Source organism: Cellulosimicrobium cellulans, from assembly GCF_016921195.1.
Taxonomy (GTDB): Bacteria; Actinomycetota; Actinomycetes; order Actinomycetales; family Cellulomonadaceae; genus Cellulosimicrobium; species Cellulosimicrobium cellulans_F.
Window position 1 is genome coordinate 25,289 of record NZ_JAFGYF010000016.1, and the last position, 19,813, is coordinate 45,101.

At 74.5% G+C, this 19,813-nt stretch carries 21 protein-coding genes and 1 other RNA gene; 13 read left to right on the forward strand and 9 right to left on the reverse strand.

Features of this window, described 5'->3' with window-relative positions:
• Positions 1 to 66 precede the first annotated feature (66 nt).
• Positions 67 to 978: a type I methionyl aminopeptidase gene (gene map, locus JN535_RS19615; protein WP_205207490.1), complete on the forward strand. Its 912-nt coding sequence runs from the start codon at positions 67 to 69 to the stop codon at positions 976 to 978.
• Positions 975 to 1,772 (forward strand): polyphosphate--glucose phosphotransferase, encoded by a 798-nt coding sequence (gene ppgK / locus JN535_RS19620; protein WP_205207491.1) that lies wholly within the window; start codon positions 975 to 977, stop codon positions 1,770 to 1,772. The genes map and ppgK overlap by 4 nt, the downstream gene beginning before the upstream one ends.
• A 52-nt stretch (positions 1,773 to 1,824) precedes the next feature.
• Here ppgK and JN535_RS19625 read toward each other — a convergent pair whose 3' ends face one another.
• The 3 genes from JN535_RS19625 to thiD all read right to left on the reverse strand — a co-directional run bounded on the left by JN535_RS19625 (position 1,825) and on the right by thiD (position 6,196).
• Entirely contained in the window at positions 1,825 to 2,190 is a 366-nt protein-coding gene (locus JN535_RS19625) for an STAS domain-containing protein (protein ID WP_307869015.1), read from the reverse strand.
• 328 nt (positions 2,191 to 2,518) lie between these two features.
• Positions 2,519 to 5,140, reverse strand: a complete 2,622-nt coding sequence (locus tag JN535_RS19630; RefSeq protein WP_205207513.1) for a phosphoenolpyruvate carboxylase — start codon at positions 5,138 to 5,140, stop codon at positions 2,519 to 2,521.
• Between the two features lie 237 nt (positions 5,141 to 5,377).
• Entirely contained in the window at positions 5,378 to 6,196 is an 819-nt protein-coding gene (thiD, locus tag JN535_RS19635) for a bifunctional hydroxymethylpyrimidine kinase/phosphomethylpyrimidine kinase (protein WP_205207493.1), read from the reverse strand.
• A 309-nt stretch (positions 6,197 to 6,505) separates the two neighbouring features.
• Between thiD and JN535_RS19640 the strand changes: the two genes are divergently transcribed.
• From JN535_RS19640 to JN535_RS19655, 4 genes are all read left to right on the forward strand, one after another.
• Positions 6,506 to 6,709 (forward strand): hypothetical protein, encoded by a 204-nt coding sequence (locus tag JN535_RS19640; protein ID WP_205207494.1) that lies wholly within the window; start codon positions 6,506 to 6,508, stop codon positions 6,707 to 6,709.
• 1 nt (position 6,710) lies between these two features.
• Complete coding sequence (locus tag JN535_RS19645; protein ID WP_205207495.1) at positions 6,711 to 6,932, forward strand: hypothetical protein; 222 nt, start codon at positions 6,711 to 6,713, stop codon at positions 6,930 to 6,932.
• A 65-nt stretch (positions 6,933 to 6,997) separates the two neighbouring features.
• On the forward strand, positions 6,998 to 7,291 hold the full coding sequence (locus JN535_RS19650) for a hypothetical protein (RefSeq protein WP_205207496.1): 294 nt from the start codon (positions 6,998 to 7,000) through the stop codon (positions 7,289 to 7,291).
• A gap of 92 nt (positions 7,292 to 7,383) precedes the next feature.
• A complete protein-coding gene (locus JN535_RS19655) occupies positions 7,384 to 7,983 on the forward strand; it encodes a hypothetical protein (RefSeq protein WP_307869018.1) in 600 nt (199 codons plus the stop codon).
• A 110-nt stretch (positions 7,984 to 8,093) separates the two neighbouring features.
• Here JN535_RS19655 and JN535_RS19660 read toward each other — a convergent pair whose 3' ends face one another.
• Positions 8,094 to 8,690: a hypothetical protein gene (locus tag JN535_RS19660; RefSeq protein WP_205207498.1), complete on the reverse strand. Its 597-nt coding sequence runs from the start codon at positions 8,688 to 8,690 to the stop codon at positions 8,094 to 8,096.
• A gap of 194 nt (positions 8,691 to 8,884) precedes the next feature.
• Positions 8,885 to 9,297: RNase P RNA component class A (gene rnpB, locus JN535_RS19665), an RNA gene on the reverse strand.
• A 118-nt stretch (positions 9,298 to 9,415) separates the two neighbouring features.
• Here rnpB and JN535_RS19670 point away from each other — a divergent pair.
• Together JN535_RS19670 and recQ are read left to right on the forward strand one after the other, a co-directional pair.
• Positions 9,416 to 11,494, forward strand: coding sequence for a HelD family protein (locus JN535_RS19670; protein ID WP_307869020.1), 2,079 nt, complete (start codon positions 9,416 to 9,418; stop codon positions 11,492 to 11,494).
• Between the two features lie 67 nt (positions 11,495 to 11,561).
• Complete coding sequence (gene recQ / locus JN535_RS19675) at positions 11,562 to 13,391, forward strand: DNA helicase RecQ (RefSeq protein WP_307869021.1); 1,830 nt, start codon at positions 11,562 to 11,564, stop codon at positions 13,389 to 13,391.
• A 66-nt stretch (positions 13,392 to 13,457) separates the two neighbouring features.
• Here the strand turns inward: recQ and JN535_RS19680 are convergent, their stop codons facing one another.
• A complete protein-coding gene (locus JN535_RS19680; RefSeq protein WP_205207500.1) occupies positions 13,458 to 13,841 on the reverse strand; it encodes a tautomerase family protein in 384 nt (127 codons plus the stop codon).
• Positions 13,842 to 13,927: 86 nt separating this feature from the next.
• On the opposite strand from JN535_RS19680, the gene JN535_RS19685 reads away from it, so the two are divergent.
• From JN535_RS19685 to JN535_RS21325, 3 genes are all read left to right on the forward strand, one after another.
• Positions 13,928 to 14,770 (forward strand): YaaA family protein, encoded by an 843-nt coding sequence (locus JN535_RS19685; RefSeq protein WP_205207501.1) that lies wholly within the window; start codon positions 13,928 to 13,930, stop codon positions 14,768 to 14,770.
• A 76-nt stretch (positions 14,771 to 14,846) separates the two neighbouring features.
• Positions 14,847 to 15,068: a hypothetical protein gene (locus tag JN535_RS19690; protein WP_205207502.1), complete on the forward strand. Its 222-nt coding sequence runs from the start codon at positions 14,847 to 14,849 to the stop codon at positions 15,066 to 15,068.
• Positions 15,065 to 15,193 (forward strand): hypothetical protein, encoded by a 129-nt coding sequence (locus tag JN535_RS21325; protein ID WP_275892272.1) that lies wholly within the window; start codon positions 15,065 to 15,067, stop codon positions 15,191 to 15,193. Before JN535_RS19690 ends, JN535_RS21325 begins: the two co-directional genes overlap by 4 nt.
• 124 nt (positions 15,194 to 15,317) lie before the next feature.
• On the opposite strand, the gene JN535_RS19695 is transcribed toward JN535_RS21325, so the two are convergent.
• Genes JN535_RS19695 through JN535_RS19705 form a run of 3 tightly spaced genes read right to left on the reverse strand, consistent with a single transcriptional unit; the run spans position 15,318 to position 18,359 of the window.
• Entirely contained in the window at positions 15,318 to 16,556 is a 1,239-nt protein-coding gene (locus JN535_RS19695) for a bifunctional RNase H/acid phosphatase (RefSeq protein WP_205207503.1), read from the reverse strand.
• Positions 16,553 to 17,296: a zinc ribbon domain-containing protein gene (locus tag JN535_RS19700; RefSeq protein ID WP_205207504.1), complete on the reverse strand. Its 744-nt coding sequence runs from the start codon at positions 17,294 to 17,296 to the stop codon at positions 16,553 to 16,555. The genes JN535_RS19695 and JN535_RS19700 overlap by 4 nt, the downstream gene beginning before the upstream one ends.
• Before the next feature lie 52 nt (positions 17,297 to 17,348).
• Positions 17,349 to 18,359 (reverse strand): Nif3-like dinuclear metal center hexameric protein, encoded by a 1,011-nt coding sequence (locus tag JN535_RS19705; protein ID WP_205207505.1) that lies wholly within the window; start codon positions 18,357 to 18,359, stop codon positions 17,349 to 17,351.
• A 94-nt stretch (positions 18,360 to 18,453) separates the two neighbouring features.
• Here JN535_RS19705 and JN535_RS19710 point away from each other — a divergent pair, with 94 nt between their 5' ends.
• On the forward strand, positions 18,454 to 19,362 hold the full coding sequence (locus tag JN535_RS19710) for an AraC family transcriptional regulator (RefSeq protein WP_205207506.1): 909 nt from the start codon (positions 18,454 to 18,456) through the stop codon (positions 19,360 to 19,362).
• The gene (locus tag JN535_RS19715) at positions 19,328 to 19,792 is read left to right on the forward strand and encodes a VOC family protein (protein WP_240201499.1); all 465 of its coding nucleotides are present in this window, start codon (positions 19,328 to 19,330) and stop codon (positions 19,790 to 19,792) included. The genes JN535_RS19710 and JN535_RS19715 overlap by 35 nt, the downstream gene beginning before the upstream one ends.
• The last annotated feature ends 21 nt before the right edge of the window (positions 19,793 to 19,813 follow it).

Below are 19,813 nucleotides of genomic sequence, written 5' to 3' on the forward strand. Positions count from 1 at the left end.
ACCGATCCTCCCCCATCTCGGCCCGCCCGGCCGTCCACGACGCCGCACGTTCGTAGACTGGCCGCCATGAGCCCCACCCCGTCCCCGACCTCGCCCGACGCCGTCGCTCCCCCGCCCTGGGGGCGTCGCGGGCCGCTCGTGCCCGGCGTCGTCGGACCGCCGCGCGCGGTTCCGGCCTCGATCGAGCGTCCCGAGTACGTCGGGCGACCCGGCCCACGGCCGTTCACCGGGAGCGAGGTCAACGACACGGAGACGATCGAGCGGATCCGTGCCGCGTCGCGCGTCGCGGCGCAGGCGCTCGTGGAGGTCGGGCGGCACGTCGCGCCGGGCGTGACGACCGACGAGCTCGACCGCGTCGGGCACGAGTTCCTCCTCGACCGCGGCGCGTACCCGTCGACCCTGGGCTACCGCGGGTTCCCCAAGTCGCTGTGCACGTCGCTCAACGAGGTCGTGTGCCACGGGATCCCCGACTCGACCGCGCTCGTCGAGGGCGACATCGTCAACGTCGACATCACCGCGTACGTCGGCGGCGTCCACGGCGACACCAACGCGACGTTCACGGTCGGCGAGGTCGACGAGGAGTCCGCGCTGCTCGTCGAGCGCACGCGCGAGGCGCTCGCCCGCGGGATCAAGGCCGTCGCCCCCGGCCGCCAGATCAACGTGGTCGGCCGCGTCATCGAGCGCTACGCGGCCCGGTTCGGGTACGGGGTCGTGCGCGAGTACACGGGGCACGGCGTCGGGCGCGCGTTCCACTCGGGCCTCGTCGTGCCCCACTACGACGCCGCGCCCGACCACGCGACGGTCATCGAGCCCGGGATGGTCTTCACCATCGAGCCCATGCTCACGCTCGGGACGTCCGAGTGGCGGATGTGGGACGACGGGTGGACGGTAGTCACCGCGGACGCCTCGCGGACCGCGCAGTTCGAGCACACGCTGCTGGTGACCGACGACGGAGCGGAGATCCTCACACTGCCATGAACGTTCACCAGGACTCTCACGCCGCGCCCCCGGCGCAGATCGACCGCCCCCGCACCGCGTTCGGCATCGACGTCGGCGGCAGCGGCATCAAGGGCGCTCCCGTCGACCTCGCCACCGGCGAGTTCGCGCAGGAGCGCCACCGGATCCCGACGCCGCAGCCGTCGACGCCCCAGGCCGTCGCCGAGGTGATCGCCGAGCTCGTGGGCGAGTACGACCTCCCGCCGGACGTGCCGATCGGCGTCGCGTTTCCCGCGCCGCTGCAGCACGGCGTCGTCCGGTTCATCGCGAACCTCGACAAGTCGTGGACCGGAGTCGACCTCCCGGCCCTCGTGGCGCGCGAGACCGGGCGTCACGTCGTCGCGGTGAACGACGCGGACGCCGCCGGGGTCGGCGAGGTCCGGTACGGCGCCGCCCGCGAGGCGGACGGGGTCGTGCTCGTCGCGACGCTCGGGACCGGCATCGGCAGCGCGATCCTCGTCGAGGGCCACCTGCTGCCGAACACCGAGCTCGGGCACCTCGAGATCGACGGGTACGACGCCGAGACGCGCGCGTCCGACGCCGCGCGCGACCGCGAGGACCTGGACTGGGCGCAGTGGGCCGAGCGGCTGCAGCGCTACTTCGGTGTGGTGGAGGACCTGTTCTCGCCCGACCTCATCGTCGTGGGCGGAGGCGTGAGCAAGAAGCACGAGCACTTCCTGCCGCTGCTGCACCTGCGGGCCCCGATCGTCCCGGCCCGGCTCCGCAACGCCGCCGGCATCGTGGGCGCGGCGTCGCTCGCGGCGGACGCGCGCTGACCGGCGCGGGCGCGCCGGGCGGCCGCCCCGCCGTCGGACCCCCGACCGGAGGTCAGCTCGTCGTGACCTCGTGGCGGTCCGTGCCGAAGATGTCGATGACGCCGAGCATCTCGAGGACGTCGGTGACGACCGTCGGCGGGTTGCGCAGCGTCACGGACAGCCCCTCCTCGGAGCCGATCGTGTAGAACTGCACGAGGAACGCGATGCCCGTGGAGTCCATGAACGTCACCTTGGACGTGTCGATCACCACGGGGACGTCCCGTTCGAGCGCGTTCGCGAGCGCGGCGCTCGCCTCGCTGCGGAGGGCGACGTCGATCTCGCCCCACATGTCCACGACGCTCGCCTCGGGCTCCTCGAGCAGCCGGATGCCGCCCGTTCCCGTCTCGGCGTCGCTCCGCTCCAGCTCCTGCACCAACACTGCCCCGCCCTTCGTCCTGCCCCTGCCTCGCCCACCCCGACGAGTACGCGCCACCTGCCTGACGCTGTCGATCGGTCGAGGCCTGCTGTCGTACGTCATCGGGCGACGAGAAGGCTCCGGCGTGATCGGACGTCGCCAGCGTACCCCACGGATGCCGCTGGCTGGTAGGCCTCTGGCGAAGACTTTACCCAGGGCCGTTTCGACATCGTTCCCCGGAGCGATCGTTGAGGATTCATTCAACAGTTGGACGGGTGTCCAGACGACGACGGCCGCCACGGACCCGGGTGCCGGGTCGGCGTGGCGGCCGTCGTGACGGGACCGCGGGGCGTCAGCCCGTGTTCTGCAGACCAGCGGCGACCCCGTTCACGGTGAGCAGCAGGAGGTGCTGCAGCTCGTCCTTGACCGGACCCTCCGCGCCGGAGCGCAGACCGCGCAGCGCGCGGACCTGCAGCAGCGACAGCGCGTCCACGTACGGGCTGCGGAGCTGGACCGCGCGGCCGAGGACCCGGCGGCCGGCGAGCGGCCACGCGTTCCCCGTGACCGCGAGGACCTGCTCGCGCGTGAGGCGCAGCTCGTCGAGGACCGCCTGCGCGAGGTCGTCACGCTCGCCGAGCGCGAGGTAGCGCTCCGCGATGCGCTCGTCCGTCTTGGCGAGCGACATCTCGACGTTGTCGAGGAGAGTCGCGAAGAGCGGCCACTCGCGGTGCGCATCGCGCAGCAGCTCGACGTCGCCGAACTCCTTGAGCGCCGTCCCGAGCCCGTACCAGCCCGCGAGGTTGATGCGCGCCTGGGACCAGGAGAACACCCACGGGATCGCGCGCAGGTCGTCGAGCGAGGAGACGGACAGGCCGCGGCGTGCCGGGCGCGAGCCGATCGGCAGCAGGCCGACCTCCTCGAGCGGGGTCACCTGGGAGAACCACTGCGGGAAGCCGTCCGCGCGCACGAGCTCGTGGAACCGCCGGCGCGACGACTCGTCCAGCGCGGCCGCCAGGTCGCGGTAGCGGTCGGTCGCCTCGGCGTTGCGCTTCTCGGTCGACGGTGCCGACGCGAGCAGGGTCGCCGCGGCGACCTGCTCGATGTGGCGCGACGCGATGGTCGGGTCGCCGTAGCGCGCGAGGATGACCTCGCCCTGCTCCGTGAGCTTGAACCGGCCGTCCACCGAGCCCGGGGGCTGGGCGAGCACGGCGCGGTTCGCCGGGCCGCCGCCACGGCCGAGCGCGCCGCCGCGGCCGTGGAACAGCGTGAGCGTGATGTCGTGGCGCTCGGCCCACTGCGCGATGCGGCTCTGCGCGTCGTGGAGGGCGAGCGTCGCGGACACGGGCCCGACGTCCTTGGACGAGTCCGAGTAGCCGAGCATGACCTCGACGCGGCGCCCGTTCTCGGCGAGCCGACGCTGCACCTGGGGCAGCGTGAGCATCGACTCCAGGATGTCGACGCTCGCGCGGAGGTCCGCGAACGTCTCGAACAGCGGGATCGCGTCCACGACCGGCGCCTCGTCGGAACCCTCGAACGCGAGCTCCGCGAGCTCGTACACCGCGGCGAGGTGCTCCGGCTTCTGCGTGAACGACACGATGTAACGGCGCGCGGCACGGATGCCGTACCGCTGCTGGACCGCGCCCAGCGCGCGGAACGTGTCGAGCACCTCGCGCGTGCGGTCGGAGAGGTCGCCGTGCAGGCCCTTCTCCGCGATCTCGGCGAGCGCACCCTCGTGGACCTGGGAGTGCTGGCGCACCTCGAGCTCCGCGAGGTGGAACCCGAAGGTCTCGACCTGCCACACGAGCTGCTGCAGGTCCCCGTACGCCGCACGGGGCGCGCCCGCAGCGACGAGGGACTCCTGGACGACGCGCAGGTCGGACTCGAGCTGCTCGGCGGACGAGTACGCGAGGTCCGCGTTGCGGGCGCGCGTCGCGGCGATGCGGTCCGCGACGACGAGCAGCACCGCGCGGTGCGGCTCGCGCGGGGACGCCTCCGACGCGGCGACGGTCACGGCCTCCGAGAGCCGGCGCTGGCGCTCCCACAGGGCGCGCAGCCCGTCCGACGGCGGCGTGCCGTCCTGGTCGAGCGTGAGCTTGCGCCCCACGAGGCGCGTCTGCTGCTCGAGCGCGGCGAGCGCGTGGTCCGCGGCGATCGCGGCGGCCTGGCGCGTGACCTCGGCCGTGACGTTCGGGTTGCCGTCGCGGTCGCCCCCGATCCAGGTGCCGAGGCTGACGAACGGCCGCACGAGCGGCTCCTCGCGGCCGGCCTCGTCGCCGAGCAGCCAGTCGTCGAGGCGGCGGTAGACGGTCGGGAACGTGTCGAACATCGTCGCGTCGAACACGCCGAGCGCCGTCTTGACCTCGTCCAGGACGGACGGCTTGTGCTCGCGGATGGGGGCCGTGCGCCACATCGTGTCGATCTCGGCGAGCAGGCGACGCTCGTTCTCCGCGAGCGACGTGCCACCGAGGCGCTGGGCGTCGCGCTCGTCGAGCAGCGTCGCGATGCGGCGCACGGCGCCCGACACCGCACGACGGCGGGCCTCGGTCGGGTGCGCCGTCAGCACCGGGCGGAACTCCAGGCCGCGCAGACGTCGCAGCGCCTCCTCGCGGCCCACCTCCGCGACGAGCTGCTCGAACGCCTCCGGGAGGGAGTCGTCGGGCGTCGTCGCGCGGGTCGCGAACTCGGCCTCGCGCTCACGCAGGACTCGTACGCGGTGGTACTCCTCCGCGAGGTTCGCGAGGTGGAAGTAGCACGTGAAGGCCCGGGCGACCTGCTCGGCGCGGGCCATGGAGAGGCCCTCGACGAGGGTCTCCGCCTCGGCCAGCACGGCGCCGGACGGGTCGTCGTACGCGCGGATGGACAGCTCGCGCAGGCGCTCGACGTCGTCGAGGAGGTCCTGGCCGCCCGTCTCGCGGAGCACGGTGCCGAGCAGGCCACCGAGCAGGCGGACGTCGTCGCGCAGCGGGGCGGGCACGTCGTGGCGGGCGAGGCCGCGCCCCGCGTGCCCGGTGTCGTCGGAGACGTCGGCGGCGGCCCGGTCGGGGCCGTCGGCAGCACCCGGCGACGGGGACAGTTCCGAAGGGGAGAGGTCGTTCACGGTGACGAGAGTATTCCTTGACCGTCAGGGGACGTGCAGGCGTCCGAGGGGTGATCGTCGGTCGAGCGCCGGTCGACCGGGGGTCGCAGCCCGCGCCCCCGGGACCGGTCGCCGTCAGCGGCGCGCGCCGACGCGGACGGCGTCGAACGGCGCGTTCGACGCCACGCGGTCCTCGATCGAGGCCGTGACGACGTCCTTGGCGACGCGCGCGGCGTCCAGCACCGACGCGCCCTTGGCGAGCTCCGCGGTGATCGCGGCGGCGAACGTGCAGCCCGCGCCGCTCACGCGCTCCTCGCCGATCTTCGGCGTGCGCAGCACGTGCACCTCGTCGCCGTCGACCAGCACGTCGACCGCGTCCGGGCCGGGCAGCTCGACGCCGCCCTTCGCGACGACGGCGCGCGGGCCGAGCGCCTGGACCTTGCGCGCGGCGTCGACGAGCTCCTCGACCGTCTCGATCGTCTCCACCCCCGCGAGCGTGCGGGTCTCGAAGAGGTTGGGCGTGACGACGGTCGCGAGGGGGAGGACCTGCGCACGGAGCGCGGTGTCCGTGTCGAGGGCGGCGCCAGGCTCCTGGCCCTTGCAGATGAGCACCGGGTCGAGCACCACGTGCTCCCACGTGCGCGAGCGCAGCGACTTCGCCACGACGTCGATCGTCGCGGGCGTGCCGAGCATGCCGATCTTCACGACCGACGGCTCGTGCGTGACGGTCGCCGCCTCGAACTGGTCGGCGATCACCTGCGGGTCGACGGGGACGAACCGGTGGCCCCAGTCGTTCTTCGGGTCGAACGAGACGATGCACGTGAGCGTGCCGACGCCGTACGCACCCAGCTCCTGGAACGTCTTGAGGTCGGCCTGGATCCCGGCGCCGCCGGTCGCCTCGGACCCGGCGATGACGTAGGCGAGCGGAGGCGTGTGCGAGTCGTGGTGCGACATGGTGCTCCTCGGCACGAGTAGGACGGGGTCCGTCCTCCCGGTCGTACCGGGAGCGGCGGGCGGACGGGCCGGCGGACCGGCTGCTCTCCGCGGCGGATCGGCATGCAAGCCTACCGCCGATCCGTGAGGCTCGTGCCCTGCTCCCCGGGACCGGGGTCGCCGTGCTCCGCGGCCGTCGGACCGGCGGTGAGCCCCGCCGCCGCACCCGGACCGCGGGAGGCGGTACGTCATCGCAGCGCCCGCCGGGACCTCCCCGACCACGCACGCCCGGACCGTCGTGACCGCGAGCGTCGCCGATAGGATGGCGCCGTGCCCGGGGGATCGCGTCCGCAGAAGCTCACCATCGAGCTCGACGCCGAGCGTGCTCGGGCGTTGGACGCCCTGTCGGAGCTCTACCACGCGACGCCCGAACGGATGGTCACGTCCTGGGCCGAGTACCACATCGACCGCCTGAGGGCAGGACGGACGCCGGACAGCGTCCCCTCCGGGTGGCGGCCCGACACCGGCGCATGACATGACCGAGCTGCATGCTCGCGGGGCCGTCGGCAGGCTGCGGCCGAGGCCGCCGCTCGACGCGGTGGTGCGGGCGGACCGATCCCTGCCGTACGGCCTGGGCGGCCAGCTCCTGGCGCTGTACACGCGCTGTGACGGGTTGGGATCGCGCGACGCGCGCCTGAACCCCGACGACCTCGCGGCGTCGATCGCGGGCGTCGCTTCTTCCCGGGAGCATTCATGAGCGAGGAGCCGTCGGGTCGGCGTTCCCGGGCGGCTCGGCGGCGGATCCGGGCGGCGAAGCGGTGGATGGGCATCGACATCACGGTGGATGACGGCGGCCGCGTCCGCATCGCCGACACGGAGGCGGAGCGGGAAGGCGCGATGGAGGCCTACGACCGCACGATCGCGATGGAAGCGCGCGGACACGTCCTCTCCGGCGGACGGACGTGGAACCAGCGGTGGTTGAACGCGTTCCGCAACATCCGCTCCAGCAGTGAGAACCCCGAACCGCGCATCGCGTACATCGTCCGCCGCCGCCGGGAGGCAGGGCTGCCCGACCTGACGGACGGCGATGGCGCACCCGGACGGGAGCAGGCTTGAGCGGGGCTCTCCCGGCCGTCGAGGTGGTGACCTACGACGGCCTGCCCGCCGCCTCCGGCGGTGCTCATGGCCTGCGGACGAGGAAGCCCCGCGTGGCTTGGGAGGCCGTGCAGTCCTTCCTCGACGTGTGCGTCGTGCCGGTCGAGGATCCCACCGTGACCCTGGTCGTGCGGAAGGGAGGCGCGCCCGCGCCGTCGGAGCGGCTGCGCGCGTTCGCGACGGGTTCCCTGGGCGGCCCGCGTCTGCAGGACCGGACGCGCTCGGAGTGGCGCGTCCGGCCCGAGGCTGTCGACGCCGTCCTGGCGGCCCTCGAGGACGCGGGCGGTGACGCGGTGGCAGAGCACGGGCACCCACTGGCATCCCTGGTGTGGGATGCCGAGGTCCGCCTTCGCGATCCGTGCACGGGCGAGCCGCAGCAGGGCGTGTCGCCCGAGACGTTCGCCCGGTTCCCGGTGGACGGGTACGGCCGCGTCCTCGGCGGGTCGGGCGTGCGTGCGTCCATCGGGACGACAGCGTCGTCGATCTCGCTGTGGCTCAGTCTCCCGGCCGACGATCGCCTGCCGGGCGCGGCGCGGCATCTCCAGCGCCACCTCCCGGTCCGCCTGTCGACCAAGCACTGGCGACGGTGGCGGCCGACCCGCGACGGGACCTCGTACCGCTCGACGAAGATCCCGTCGCCGCTCGCCGGCTGAGCTCGCCCGCGCGACGACAGGCGAGCCGACGCCCCGGTGCACGCGTCCCCTCCGCGCGACTCCGGGCAACCGACACCGTCCGCCGGGGTTCGCGCCTGACGGCCGGCACCCTATCGATCGGGGCCGAGGGAGACGAGCGATGCCAGGAGATCGAGGAGGAAGGGCTCGGCATCGACCTCGTACCGCAGCTGTCCGCTCCCGGTCTCGGCGACGATGACGCCGTCGCTGATCACGAGGCTGCGCAGCCGGACCCGCTCGTGCGGAGCGGCGCGCACGAGGAACATGCCCGCGTCGCGGAACACCACCGTGACGTACTCGTCCGGGTCGCCTTCCTCGTACCGACCCACGTGCAGCGAGTCCAGCCGCCCCTGCTCGAACAGCACCTCGATCCGGTCCCGACCGTCGTGCCGCAGCGGGCGGTCACGGGAGGCGAGATCGACCGCCGCGGCGAAGAGGAGCCGGTCGTGACGCGCGGTGCTACGGACCTCGTACCGCTCTCCCGCCGCACGGAAGGCCAACGCGTCGCCGTCGTCGGACAGCCAGACCTCTTCGGCCGGCACCAGCTCAGGGTCGCCGAACGGTGCGATGTCCAGCTTCAGCCCGGCGTGCCTGCCCTGGACCAGCGCGACCCCCGTCACCAGCGCGAGCTCGGGTGTGCGGGGCACGTAGGTCAACGCCGAGTGCTCCGGCGTGTCGATCACCTGCATGCGATCTCCTCCCACGGTCGATCCTTCCACGACGCCGGACGTCGCTCGGGTCGCTGCGATCGCTCGGTGAGAATCGAGCCGACACACCACAGGGTCGAGCGAAGGCGAAGGCATGGCGAAAGTCGTGCTGCGACAAGAGCTGTGACGGGTCCACCGCCGATCTGGGCCGTTCGCACCGGTCAGATGGGGCGATGCGGACGAGCCGGTCTGTACGCCGGGTTCTGTTCCCGCGCGAGGTCACCCTCGCGCGGGCGACGGTCATCCATCTAGGCCCTGCGTCGCCGCAGGGCTCGAGCGGTCTACCCGACTGTGCTTCTCCGTGGAGAATCGGGCGGGCAGCCCTCAGACACAGTCTGTCTGACCTTGCTCCAGGTGGGGTTTACCGAGCCGGACCGGTCACCCGGTCCGCTGGTGGTCTCTTACACCACCGTTTCACCCTTACCGCACCGGGTCAGGCCGAAGCCCTTCCCGACGCGGCGGTCTGTTCTCTGTGGCACTGTCCCGCGGGTCTCCCCGGGTGGGCGTTACCCACCACCTTGCCCTTCGGAGCCCGGACGTTCCTCGGCGAGGGACCGAGGCCCCTCGACGCGACCGTCCGACCGACTCGTCCGCGCCAGCAAGATTACCGCTCCCGGGCGACTCGTCGGACCAGCGACCGGTCCATCGGGGGCGTGCTGCCCCGTAGGATGGCCCACCCCCTCGAAGCCGGCTCCCGGAGGTCTGTCGTGCCCGCCACCGCCGTACCGTCCACCCTCGACGCCGCGACCGAGGCACCCGCCGGGGACGCCTCGGACGAGCTCGCCCGGGAGCAGGAATTCCTCGAGAACGCCCGCACGCAGCTCGCCCGCATGCGCGAGCAGGCCGGGTCGCTCAACGCCCTCGCCGGGGACCGGGTCAGCGCCGAGCATCTCGAGGCGGCACTCGCCCGTCGGCTCGCCCAGCTCGCCGACGACCCCGAGGTCCCGCTCTTCTTCGGACGCATCGACCTCGACAGCGCGGGCGACGAGCCCGCCGAGGTCTTCCACATCGGCCGCCGGCACGTCTCCGACCCCGAGGGCGACCCGCTCGTCGTCGACTGGCGCGCCCCGGTGAGCACGCCCTTCTACCGCGCCACCCGCACCGAGCCGATGGGCGTCGCCGTCCGCCGACGCTACGGCTTCCAGCGAGGCGCTCTCACCGGCTTCGAGGACGAGGCGCTCACCGCCCCGGAACCCGGTGCGGCGCCCTCCGCGATCCTCGAGGCCGAGATCGAGCGCCCCCGCACCGGGCCGATGCGCGACATCGTCGCCACCATCCAGCCCGAGCAGGACGTCATCGTGCGCGGCGGGCTCGACCGGACCGTCGTCGTGCAGGGGGCGCCCGGCACGGGCAAGACCGCCGTCGGGCTGCACCGCGCCGCGTACCTGCTCTACGCCCACCGGGAGCGGGTGAGCCGCGCCGGGATGACCGTCGTCGGGCCCAACGCGAGCTTCTTGCGGTACATCCGCGACGTCCTGCCCGCCCTCGGTGAGGTCGACGCGACCCAGACCACCGTCGAGGCGATCGTCGCGGCGCACGGCCGCCTGCGCGGGACGGAGCCCGCCGACGTCGCCCGGCTCAAGGGCGACGCACGCATGGCCGAGGTGCTCCGACGCGCCGTGTGGTCGCACCTCGCCGAGCCGTCCGACGCGCTCGTGGTGCCGCGCGGTGCGCGCCGCTGGCGCGTCGCCGCGCACGAGGCACGGGAGCTGGTGGCGCAGGTGGTCGACCGGGAGCCGCGCTTCGACGCCGGTCGCGACCACCTGCGCCACGCGCTCGCGCACCGGATCCTCGTGCAGATCGAGGAGTCCGGGGAGGCGCTCGACGAGCGGGCCTGGGACGCGCTCGCGCGCACCCGCCCGGTGCGGGACTACACCGCCGCGGTGTGGCCGAAGGTCACGCCGACGGCGCTGCTGCACCGGCTCCTCGTCGACCCCGCGTTCCTCGCCGCGAGCGCCGACGGCGTCCTCACCGCCGCCGAGCAGGAGCAGCTGCGCCCGGCGCGACCTTCCCGGACGCCCGGCACGGCCCGCTGGACGCTGGCCGACCTCGTCCTGCTCGACGAGGTCGCGGACCTGCTCGCGCGCGGCGCGTCGGTCGCGCACGTCGTGGTGGACGAGGCGCAGGACCTGTCGCCGATGATGCTGCGCGCCCTCGGACGCCGGGCGCGCACCGGCTCGCTGACGGTGCTGGGCGACCTGGCCCAGGCGACGACGCCGTGGGGGGTCTCCTCGTGGACCGACGCGCTGACGCACCTCGGCAAGCCCGACGGCCACGTCGAGCAGCTCACCGCCGGGTTCCGCGTCCCCGGTGACGTCATCGAGCTCGCGGCGCGTCTGCTGCCGTCGATCGCGCCGGACCTCGACCCGCCGGTCGCCGTCCGCCGCGCCCGGGGCGAGCTGGTCCTCACCACGGACCCGCTGGTGGACCTGGTCCGCACGGCGCTCGCCCGGGAGGGCTCGGTCGGGCTCATCGTGCCCGACGGCGGCGCGGAGGCCGCGCGCAGGGCGCTCACCCAGGCCGGCCTCCCCTTCGCGGACGTCGGCGAGGCGGCGGACGACGAGGGCGCGGTCGAGTTCGACGCGCGCCTCGACCTCGTGCCCGCGTCGCTCGCGAAGGGGCTCGAGTTCGACCACGTCGTGCTGGACGACCCGGAGGGCGTCGTCCGGGGCGAGCCCGACCGGGTCACGGGGCTGCGGCGGCTGTACGTCTGCCTGACCCGCGCGGTGACGTCCCTCGCCGTCCGCCACCGCGGCGACCTGCCCGCCGAGCTCCGTCGTCCGTGACGGGCGCCTCCGCGTGGCACGGACGCGCGGGACGCGCCGTGTCGGACCTCGTCGGTAGGGTGCCCAGGTGGCCACAGTGACTGCGACCGACTCGGCTCTCGACGTGCTCCGGCGAGTCTTCGGGTACGACTCGTTCCGCGGCGACCAGGCCGCCGTCATCGACACCGTCGTCGGCGGCGGCGACGCCCTGGTGCTCATGCCGACCGGCGGGGGCAAGTCGCTGTGCTACCAGATCCCGGCCCTGGTCCGCGCGGGGACCGGCGTCGTGGTCTCACCGCTCATCGCCCTCATGCAGGATCAGGTGGATGCGCTCGCCGCGCTCGGCGTCCGCGCGGCGTTCCTCAACTCGACGTTGTCCTCGGAGGACCGCCGCGCCGTGGAGCGCGCGCTCGTGGCGGGTGAGCTCGACCTGCTCTACGTGGCACCCGAGGGGCTCCGGAGCCGCGTCACCCTCGACCTGCTCGACAGAACCGAGATCGCGCTCTTCGCGATCGACGAGGCGCACTGCGTGTCCCAGTGGGGCCACGACTTCCGGCCCGACTACCTCGAGCTGTCGGTGCTGCACCAGCGCTGGCCGTCCGTCCCGCGCATCGCGCTGACCGCGACGGCGACGGCGGCCACGCGGGCCGAGATCGCCCAGCGCCTCGACCTGGAGGGCGCGCGACACTTCGTCTCCAGCTTCGACCGGCCCAACATCACCTACCGGATCGTGCCCAAGGACCGGCCGGAGAAGCAGCTGCTCGACCTGCTGCGCACCGAGCACGCCGGGGACGCGGGGATCGTCTACTGCCTCTCGCGCGCGTCGGTGGAGAAGACCGCCGCGACGCTCGTCGAGAACGGGATCGAGGCGCTGCCCTACCACGCGGGGCTCCCCGCGTCGGTGCGCGCCGCGAACCAGTCCCGGTTCCTCCGCGAGGACGGCCTGGTCATGGTCGCGACGATCGCCTTCGGCATGGGCATCGACAAGCCCGACGTCCGGTTCGTCGCGCACCTCGACCTGCCGAAGTCGGTCGAGGGGTACTACCAGGAGACGGGGCGCGCCGGGCGTGACGGACTACCGTCCACCGCCTGGCTCGCCTACGGCCTCGCCGACGTCGTGCAGCAGCGGAAGCTCATCGAGACGTCCGACGGCGATGCCGCGCACCGGCGCAACCTGGGCCTGCACCTGAACGCGATGCTCGCCCTCTGCGAGACCGTCGAGTGCCGCCGCGCCCAGCTCCTCGCCTACTTCGGGCAGGAGCACCCGGGGGGCTGCGGGTCGTGCGACACGTGCCAGGCCCCGCCCGAGGCCTGGGACGGGACGGTCGCCGCGCAGAAGGTGCTCTCGACGGTGTTCCGTCTGGACCGCGAGCGCGGGCAGAGCTTCGGCGTCGGGCAGGTCGTGGACATCCTCCTCGGCCGGGACACGGAGAAGGTCCGACGGTTCCGGCACCAGGACCTGTCGGTGTTCGGGGTCGGGAAGGACCTGTCCGAGAACGAGTGGCGGGCCGTGGTGCGTCAGCTCCTCGCCCAAGGGCTGCTCACGGTCGAGGGCGTGCACGGGACGCTCGTGCTCACCGAGGGGAGCGGGGAGGTCCTGGCGCGGCGGCGCGAGGTCCGGATGCGGCACGAGCCGGCTCGTCCGGTGCGCGCGTCGAGGGCACGGAAGGTGGCCGCCGGCGCCGAGCTGGCCGAGGCCGACGTCCCGCTCTTCGAGGCGCTGCGCGCCTGGCGGGCGGGTGAAGCGAAGGCTCAGGGGGTCCCCGCGTACATCGTGTTCGGGGACGCGACGCTCCGAGGGATCGCGACCGCCCGGCCCGGTTCGCTCGAGAGGCTGGCGCTGGTGAGCGGCGTGGGCGAGAACAAGCTCGCCCGGTACGGCGACGCGGTGCTGGCCGTCGTCGCCGAGGCGGGATGAGCCGCCGCACACCGGGCTCGGGCCGTCCCCCCGTCGCCTGAAGCCGGAGAAGTCCTGGGGTCGGTGTCAGACGTCGACGCGGTAGGACAGCGCGAGCTCGTCGCCGCTGACCCCGCGGATGCCCCAGTTCTCGCGCGGCGCCTCGAGCACCACGAGCTCCACGTCGTCCGCGGTCAGGCCCAGGGCGGGCACGACGTCGTCGTACAGGGCCGCGACCAGCGCGCGCTTGGCGTCGCGCGTGCGGCCCGTGAAGCAGACGACCTCGACGACGAGGTACGCGTCCGAGCGCGGGGCGACCAGGTCGTCGTCGTCCAGGAGCAGGAACCGGTGGAACCGCTTGTCCGGCGGGAGCCGCCAGGTGCGCACGAGCGCGTCGTGCAGCGCGTCGGACACCTCCGCCCGCCGCTCGCCCCACACGCTGCGCCGTCCGTAGATCTTCACCTGGGCCATCGGGCGAGCGTAGCCGTGACGCACCCCACGCCGTCGGCCCCGGTCACCCGCGGCGGGGACGTCGCGCGCGCTCGTAGAGTGACCCGGTGCTCGTGCTGCTCCCCCCGTCCGAGGGCAAGACCCCCGCGCCCGACGGCGCCGCGCCCGTCGACCTCGGCTCGCTCAGCTCTCCCGCCCTCACCGCGCACCGCGCGCAGGTGCTCGACGCGCTCGCCTCCGCGAGCGCGCGTCCGGACGCGCACGACGTCCTGGGCACGACGCCCGGGCTGGCCGAGGAGGTGCGGCGCAACACGTCCCTGCGCACCGCACCCGCGGGTCCCGCGGCCGACGTGTACACGGGCGTGCTCTACGGCGCCGCCGACCTCGCGGGCGCGCTCGCGTCCGGCGGCGAGGCGGCGCGGCGAGCGCGCGAGGACGTCCGGGTCGTGTCGGCGCTGTGGGGGGCGCTCTCCCCCGCCGACCGGGTTCCCGCGTACCGGCTCTCCATGGCGGTGGACCTGCCGGGTGTCGGGAGGCTCGCCGCCGCGTGGCGCCCGCACCTCGCCCCCGTGCTCGGCGAGCGCGCGACCGGCGACGTCGTCGTCGACTGCCGGTCCGCGACGTACGTGGGCGCGTGGAAGCCCGCGACCTCCGGGCCGCGCTCCGCCGACTGGGTCGCGGTGCGCGTGGTGCGCGAGCACGCCGGGAAGCGCACCGTCGTCTCGCACAACGCCAAGCACACGCGCGGTGTGCTCGCCGGGCACCTGCTGCGCCGGACCGGAGAACCGCCGTCGTCGGCCGACGGACTGCTCGACGCCGCGGGCGAGCTCGTCGGCACGGTGATCGGCACGGAGGTGGGATCCGGCCTGAGCTACCGCCTCCTGGAGACGACCCTCCACGACGCGACCACCCGGAGCGGGCCGCTCACGCTCGAGCTCGTCATCTCCTGAGCGGTCGACCGAGCGATCGCCCGGACCCGGGCTTGCACCCGCTGCGGCCGGGCGGGACGAGGTACACAGTGGACCCATGGTCTACAGCGAGGGCCTCGCCGAGCGGATCCGCGCCGCCCTGGGACCGCGCGCCCCGTTCGACGAGCGGAAGATGTTCGGTGGGATCGCGTTCCTCGTCAACACGCACATGGCGCTCGGCGTCACCCGGGACGACCTCATGTGCGGGTCGGCAAGGAGGGCACGGACGCGGCGCTGGAACGGGGCGGGGCTGTCATGGAGATGGGTGGTCGCCCGATGACGGGGATGATCCTCGTCGACGGCGCACGAGTCGCCGACCCCGACGAGCTCGACGCCTGGGTCGCGACGGCCGTCGAGCACGCCCTCGCAGAGCCACCAACAATGAAAAAGCCCCGAAAGGGGTGAACCTGCCCCGCGCCGCCGAGCGCCGAGCACCGGCCGCGAGGTCGAACCCGCTGCCCTCAGGTAGACGGCGCGGCGCTCTGCTTCGCGACCGGGGGGTTCTACCTCGCGAAGGACGTCCGCAGCCTCAGAGGTCGCTCGGGACGCCCTGTGCGGTGAGCTCGCTCGTGCCGTCCGCCCACAGGCGCAGGATGCTCACCGACGCCGGCGGCACGCGCACGCGCGACCACTGCGACGGCGGCGCGCCGATCGCCGTCCCGATCGCGGCACGCACCTGCACCGCGTGGCCCACGACGACCGCCGTCCGGCCCGCCGGTCCCGCACCCGGCAGGAGCGTCTCGACGAGGTCCTGGAGCCCATGCCAGACGCGCGCCCCGACGTCGGCGTACGACTCGCCGCCCGGGGCCGCGGTCGTGCCGGTCGTGTGCCACGCGAGCAGGCGGCCCGGCCACGCGGCGTCGACCTCCGCGGCGGTGAGCCCCTCCCACTCCCCGAAGTCGACCTCGGCGAACCGGTCGTCCGTCGTGACGTGGACGCCGAGCCGGCGGCCGACCGCGCGCGCCGTCTCCTGCGCGCGCACCATGGGCGAGGCGACGATCGCGGTCGGCCGGGGCAGGTCGGGCCACGCCTGGCGCCCGACCCGGAACACGAGGTCGGCCGCCTGCGCCGCCTGCGTGCGACCGCGCGCCGTCAGCGACGGGCCCGGCACGGACGACCCGCTGAACGCGCCCGCGACGGTGAGCGGCGTCTGCCCGTGCCGCACGAGGACGACCGTGAGAGCGGGAGCGTCGTCGAACCGGACGGCGGCGCCGGACGGGCGGGCGGGGGTGTCGAACGCGACCGACTCGCCCGGGACGTCGGCGGGCGCGTCCGCCGCCCGGTCCGGCTCGTCGTCGCCGGCACCCGGCGCGACGTCGACACCCTGGGGGGAGTCGCGCACGACCGTCCCCGCCGTGTCCATCGCCTCGTTCGCGAGCGCGTCCGCCGCGGAGTTCTGCGCGCGCGGCACCCACTCGTACGCGACCTGCCCCGCGGGCAGCACCGACGCCGCCTCGGCCGCGAGGCGGCGCATGTCGTCGTGCTTGATCTGCCAGCGACCGGACATCTGCTCGACGACGAGCCGCGAGTCCATCCGCACGGTCACCCGGGCGCCCGGGTCGATCTCGGCCGCGGCGCGCAGCCCGGCGACGAGGCCTGAGTACTCGGCGACGTTGTTCGTCGTCGTCCCGAGGTACGCGGCGCGCTCGGCGAGGACCTGACCGCTCTCCCCGTCGCGCACGAGCGCACCGAAGCCCGCCGGGCCCGGGTTCCCCCGCGACCCGCCGTCGGCCTCGACGACGAGGTGCCGCGGACCTGCCGCGCTCACGCGCCGGCGCCCTCCGGCCGCACGACGATGTGGCCGTAGTCCTCGAGCCGCACCACCTGGTCGGGCGCCGCGGACGTGATCGCCGCGAGCTCGGCCGGGCTCAGCGAGACGTTGAGCCCGTCGACGTGCTGGCCGCGCAGCGCGACCACGCCACGGCCGCCGTTCTGGTCGCGCACGCGCTCGTAGAGGGCGAGGAGCGCGGCATCGAGGCCCGCGACCGCGTCGGTGCGCTTGGCCGCGACCTGGCCCGCCTCGGCGTCGAGCTCGGCATAGCGCGCGTCGCGCGCAGCCACGACCTCGGCCCTCGCGGCCTCCAGCTCGGCGTTCGCCGACTCGAGCTTCGCGAGCGCCTCCTCGTGCGCCTCGAGGCGCTCCATGACGTCGAGCTCCACCTCCTCGAGCACTCCCTGGCGCCGTGCGAGGGACTCGAGCTCCGCGACGAGCGCCTGCGCGTCCTTGGCACCGACCTGCCCCGAGTCGAGCCGCGACTGGTCGCGCGCGGCGCGCGTGCGCACCTGCTCGACGTCGGTCTCCGCCTTGGTGAGCTCGCGCTTGAGGTCGCTCACCGCGGTGCGGGACTCGACGAGCTTGCCGCGCAGGTCCGCGATCTGGGCGTCGAGCTCGGCGATGCGCGCGTGCTCGGGCAGGTTCTTGCGCTGGTGCGCGAGCTGCTGCGCCCGCGTGTCGAGCTCCTGGACGTCGAGCAGGCGGAGCTGGTCGGCGGACGGTGCAGTGGCCACAGGTGGTTCCTTTCGTGGGCCCCGTGCGGGGCCGGCGTGCAGGGTCGGGGCGTCAGGCGGACGGGGCGTCGGGGTCGGGCCGGTCGGGGCGCGGGTCCGCGGGCGGCTCGGCGGGCGCCGACGAGATCCGTGCGGTCCACGGGTCCGTGACGAGCGTGCTCACGCGCGTCTCGACGCTCGTGCCGGGGTGCGCGCGCGCGAGGGCGCGCGCGAGGTCCTCGGCAGCGTAGCGGAGCCAGGGCCACTCGGAGGCGTAGTGCGGCACGTCGACGAGGAAGGGCGTCCCCGCGTCGCCGTCGCCCTCGAGCCGGGCTCGCTCGCGCAGCTCCGAGACCGGGTGGTGGCGCAGGTCGGACGTGAGGTAGACGTCGGCGCCGCTCGCGCGGACGGCGTCGAACAGCGAGTCGCCCGAGCCACCCACGACGGCGACCGACTCGACGGTCGCGTCGAGGTCGCCCGCGACACGCACGCCCTGGACCGTGGGCGGGAGCACCTCCGCGACGCGCTGCGCGAAGCCGCGCAGCGTCGTCGGCTCCGCGAGGCGGCCCACGCGACCGGTGCCGGTGCGCGGCGCCTCGCGCGGCGACAGCGCCGGGTGCGCGACGAGCGGCACGCGGTGCAGCAGGTCGAGGGCGTCCGCGAGCGCGTCGGCGACGCCGCGCTCCGCCGCGTCGGCGTTCGTGTGCGCGACGTACAGACCGCACCCGCCCCGGATGAGCCGGTGCACGAGCGAGCCCTTGAACGTCGTGGCCGCGACCGAGTGCACGGGGCGCAGGAACAGCGGGTGGTGCGTGACCAGGAGGTCCGCACCCCAGGCGAGCGCCTCGTCCGCGACCTCCTCGACCGGGTCGACGGCGAACAGCACCTTGCGCACGGGCGCGCTCGGGTCCCCGGCCACGAGCCCGACGGCGTCCCAGGCCTCGGCCGTCGACGGCGGGTACAGCTCGTCCAGCGTCCGCACGACGCGACCGAGCGTCGGGGGCACGGCGCCGTCGGCCGCCGGGTCAGTGCGAGGCGTGTCGGTGGACGACGTGTCGGTGCTCGGGTCGGGCGCGACGGTCATGGCGGCAGGCTATCCCGCCGGAGGGTCGCGCCACCTCCGGATGGCAGCGCCCGCTCGCGCTGTGTGCCGTGCGCGCACCGCTTAGCGTGGGGTCGTGCACGAGTTCGTGCGAGCCCAGCCCGCCGCGCTGCCGAGCGGCATCGTGTCGATGGTCGGTTACCGCCTGCGCACCGAGACGACGGACGGCATGCCGTCCGTCCACCGCGGCCTGCCGTCGCCGTGGCTCACGCTCGTGGTGAGCACCGCGGGGGCCGTCCCGACGTCCCCCGCGCCGGACGCCGACCCCCTGCGCTACGAGTCGCTGGTCGGCGGTCTGCACACGCGCCCGGCGTACATTCACCAGCCGGCGCGGCAGGCGGGCGTCCAGCTCGGGCTCGACCCCCTCGCGTGCCGGGAGCTGACGGGCGTCCGGGCGGGCGACCTCGGGCTGGTCGAGGACGCCGACGCGGTCCTCGGCCCCGTCGCCGGACGGCTGCGCGAGCAGGTCGCCGAGGCCGCGTCGTGGCCGGACGCGTTCGCGGCCGTGCTCGCCGCCTTCGCGGACCGCGACGGCCCGCCCCGCGGACGCGGTGCCCCGCCCGTCCGCACAGAGGTGCGCGTCGAGGTCGCGGAAGCCTGGCGCCTGCTCGTCCGCAGCCGGGGCCGGGCGCGCGTGCGCGACGTCGCGCGACACGTCGCCCTCGGCGAGCGGCAGCTCGAGACGCTGTTCCGGGCCGAGCTCGGCGTCACGCCCCGATCTGCGCGCGGCCTGGTGCGGTTCGACGCCGCTCGACGCCAGGTGCAGCGCGTCGCCCTCGGCCAGGACGCCCGGACGCTCGCCGACGTCGCCGCGCAGACCGGGTACGCCGACCACTCCCACCTGGTGCGCGACTTCCGCCGGTTCGCCGGCACGAGTCCGACCACCTGGGTACGCGAAGAGCTCGGGAACATCCAAGCCGGCGGACACACCGACGGGCCAGGGTGGGGTCATGAGCATCCAACAGAGCACCCGCACGACCGCTGACACCTCCGACATCGGCGCGGCTCCGACGCAGCACGTCTGGCCGACGCTCCAGGCGCGCGACGCCCGCGGCCTCGTCGCGTTCCTCACCGACGTCGTCGGGTTCGTCGCGACGACCGTCATGGCGGGCGAGGACCGCGACGTCGCCCACGCGCAGCTCGACTGGCCGCACGGCGGCGCGATCATGCTCGGCAGCCACTCCCCGGAGCGGGAGTGGTCGCGCGAGCCCGGGACCTGCGGCACGTACGTCGTCGTCCCCGACGAGGAGATCGAGGCGCTCGACGCCCGGCTCCGCGAGCGAGCGCCGGGAGCCGGGGGACGCGTCGTCGTCCCGCTCCGGGACACGGACTACGGGAGCCGCGAGCTCGTGCTCCAGGACCCCGAGGGCAACCTGTGGTCGTTCGGCACCTACCGCGGCGAGCCGCGGCGCTGACGCCGAGGGCGACGGCGCGAC

What these genes read in the sequence shown, in the direction of transcription:
- map (WP_205207490.1), top strand. Translation starts at nt 67, where the DNA reads ATGAGCCCCACCCCGTCCCCGACCTCGCCCGACGCCGTCGCTCCCCCG.
- ppgK (WP_205207491.1), top strand. Translation starts at nt 975, where the DNA reads ATGAACGTTCACCAGGACTCTCACGCCGCGCCCCCGGCGCAGATCGAC.
- thiD (WP_205207493.1), bottom strand. Translation starts at nt 6,196, where the DNA reads ATGTCGCACCACGACTCGCACACGCCTCCGCTCGCCTACGTCATCGCC.
- JN535_RS19645 (WP_205207495.1), top strand. Translation starts at nt 6,711, where the DNA reads ATGACCGAGCTGCATGCTCGCGGGGCCGTCGGCAGGCTGCGGCCGAGG.
- JN535_RS19650 (WP_205207496.1), top strand. Translation starts at nt 6,998, where the DNA reads ATGGGCATCGACATCACGGTGGATGACGGCGGCCGCGTCCGCATCGCC.
- JN535_RS19660 (WP_205207498.1), bottom strand. Translation starts at nt 8,690, where the DNA reads ATGCAGGTGATCGACACGCCGGAGCACTCGGCGTTGACCTACGTGCCC.
- JN535_RS19680 (WP_205207500.1), bottom strand. Translation starts at nt 13,841, where the DNA reads ATGGCCCAGGTGAAGATCTACGGACGGCGCAGCGTGTGGGGCGAGCGG.
- JN535_RS19690 (WP_205207502.1), top strand. Translation starts at nt 14,847, where the DNA reads ATGGTCTACAGCGAGGGCCTCGCCGAGCGGATCCGCGCCGCCCTGGGA.
- JN535_RS21325 (WP_275892272.1), top strand. Translation starts at nt 15,065, where the DNA reads ATGACGGGGATGATCCTCGTCGACGGCGCACGAGTCGCCGACCCCGAC.
- JN535_RS19705 (WP_205207505.1), bottom strand. Translation starts at nt 18,359, where the DNA reads ATGACCGTCGCGCCCGACCCGAGCACCGACACGTCGTCCACCGACACG.
- JN535_RS19715 (WP_240201499.1), top strand. Translation starts at nt 19,328, where the DNA reads ATGAGCATCCAACAGAGCACCCGCACGACCGCTGACACCTCCGACATC.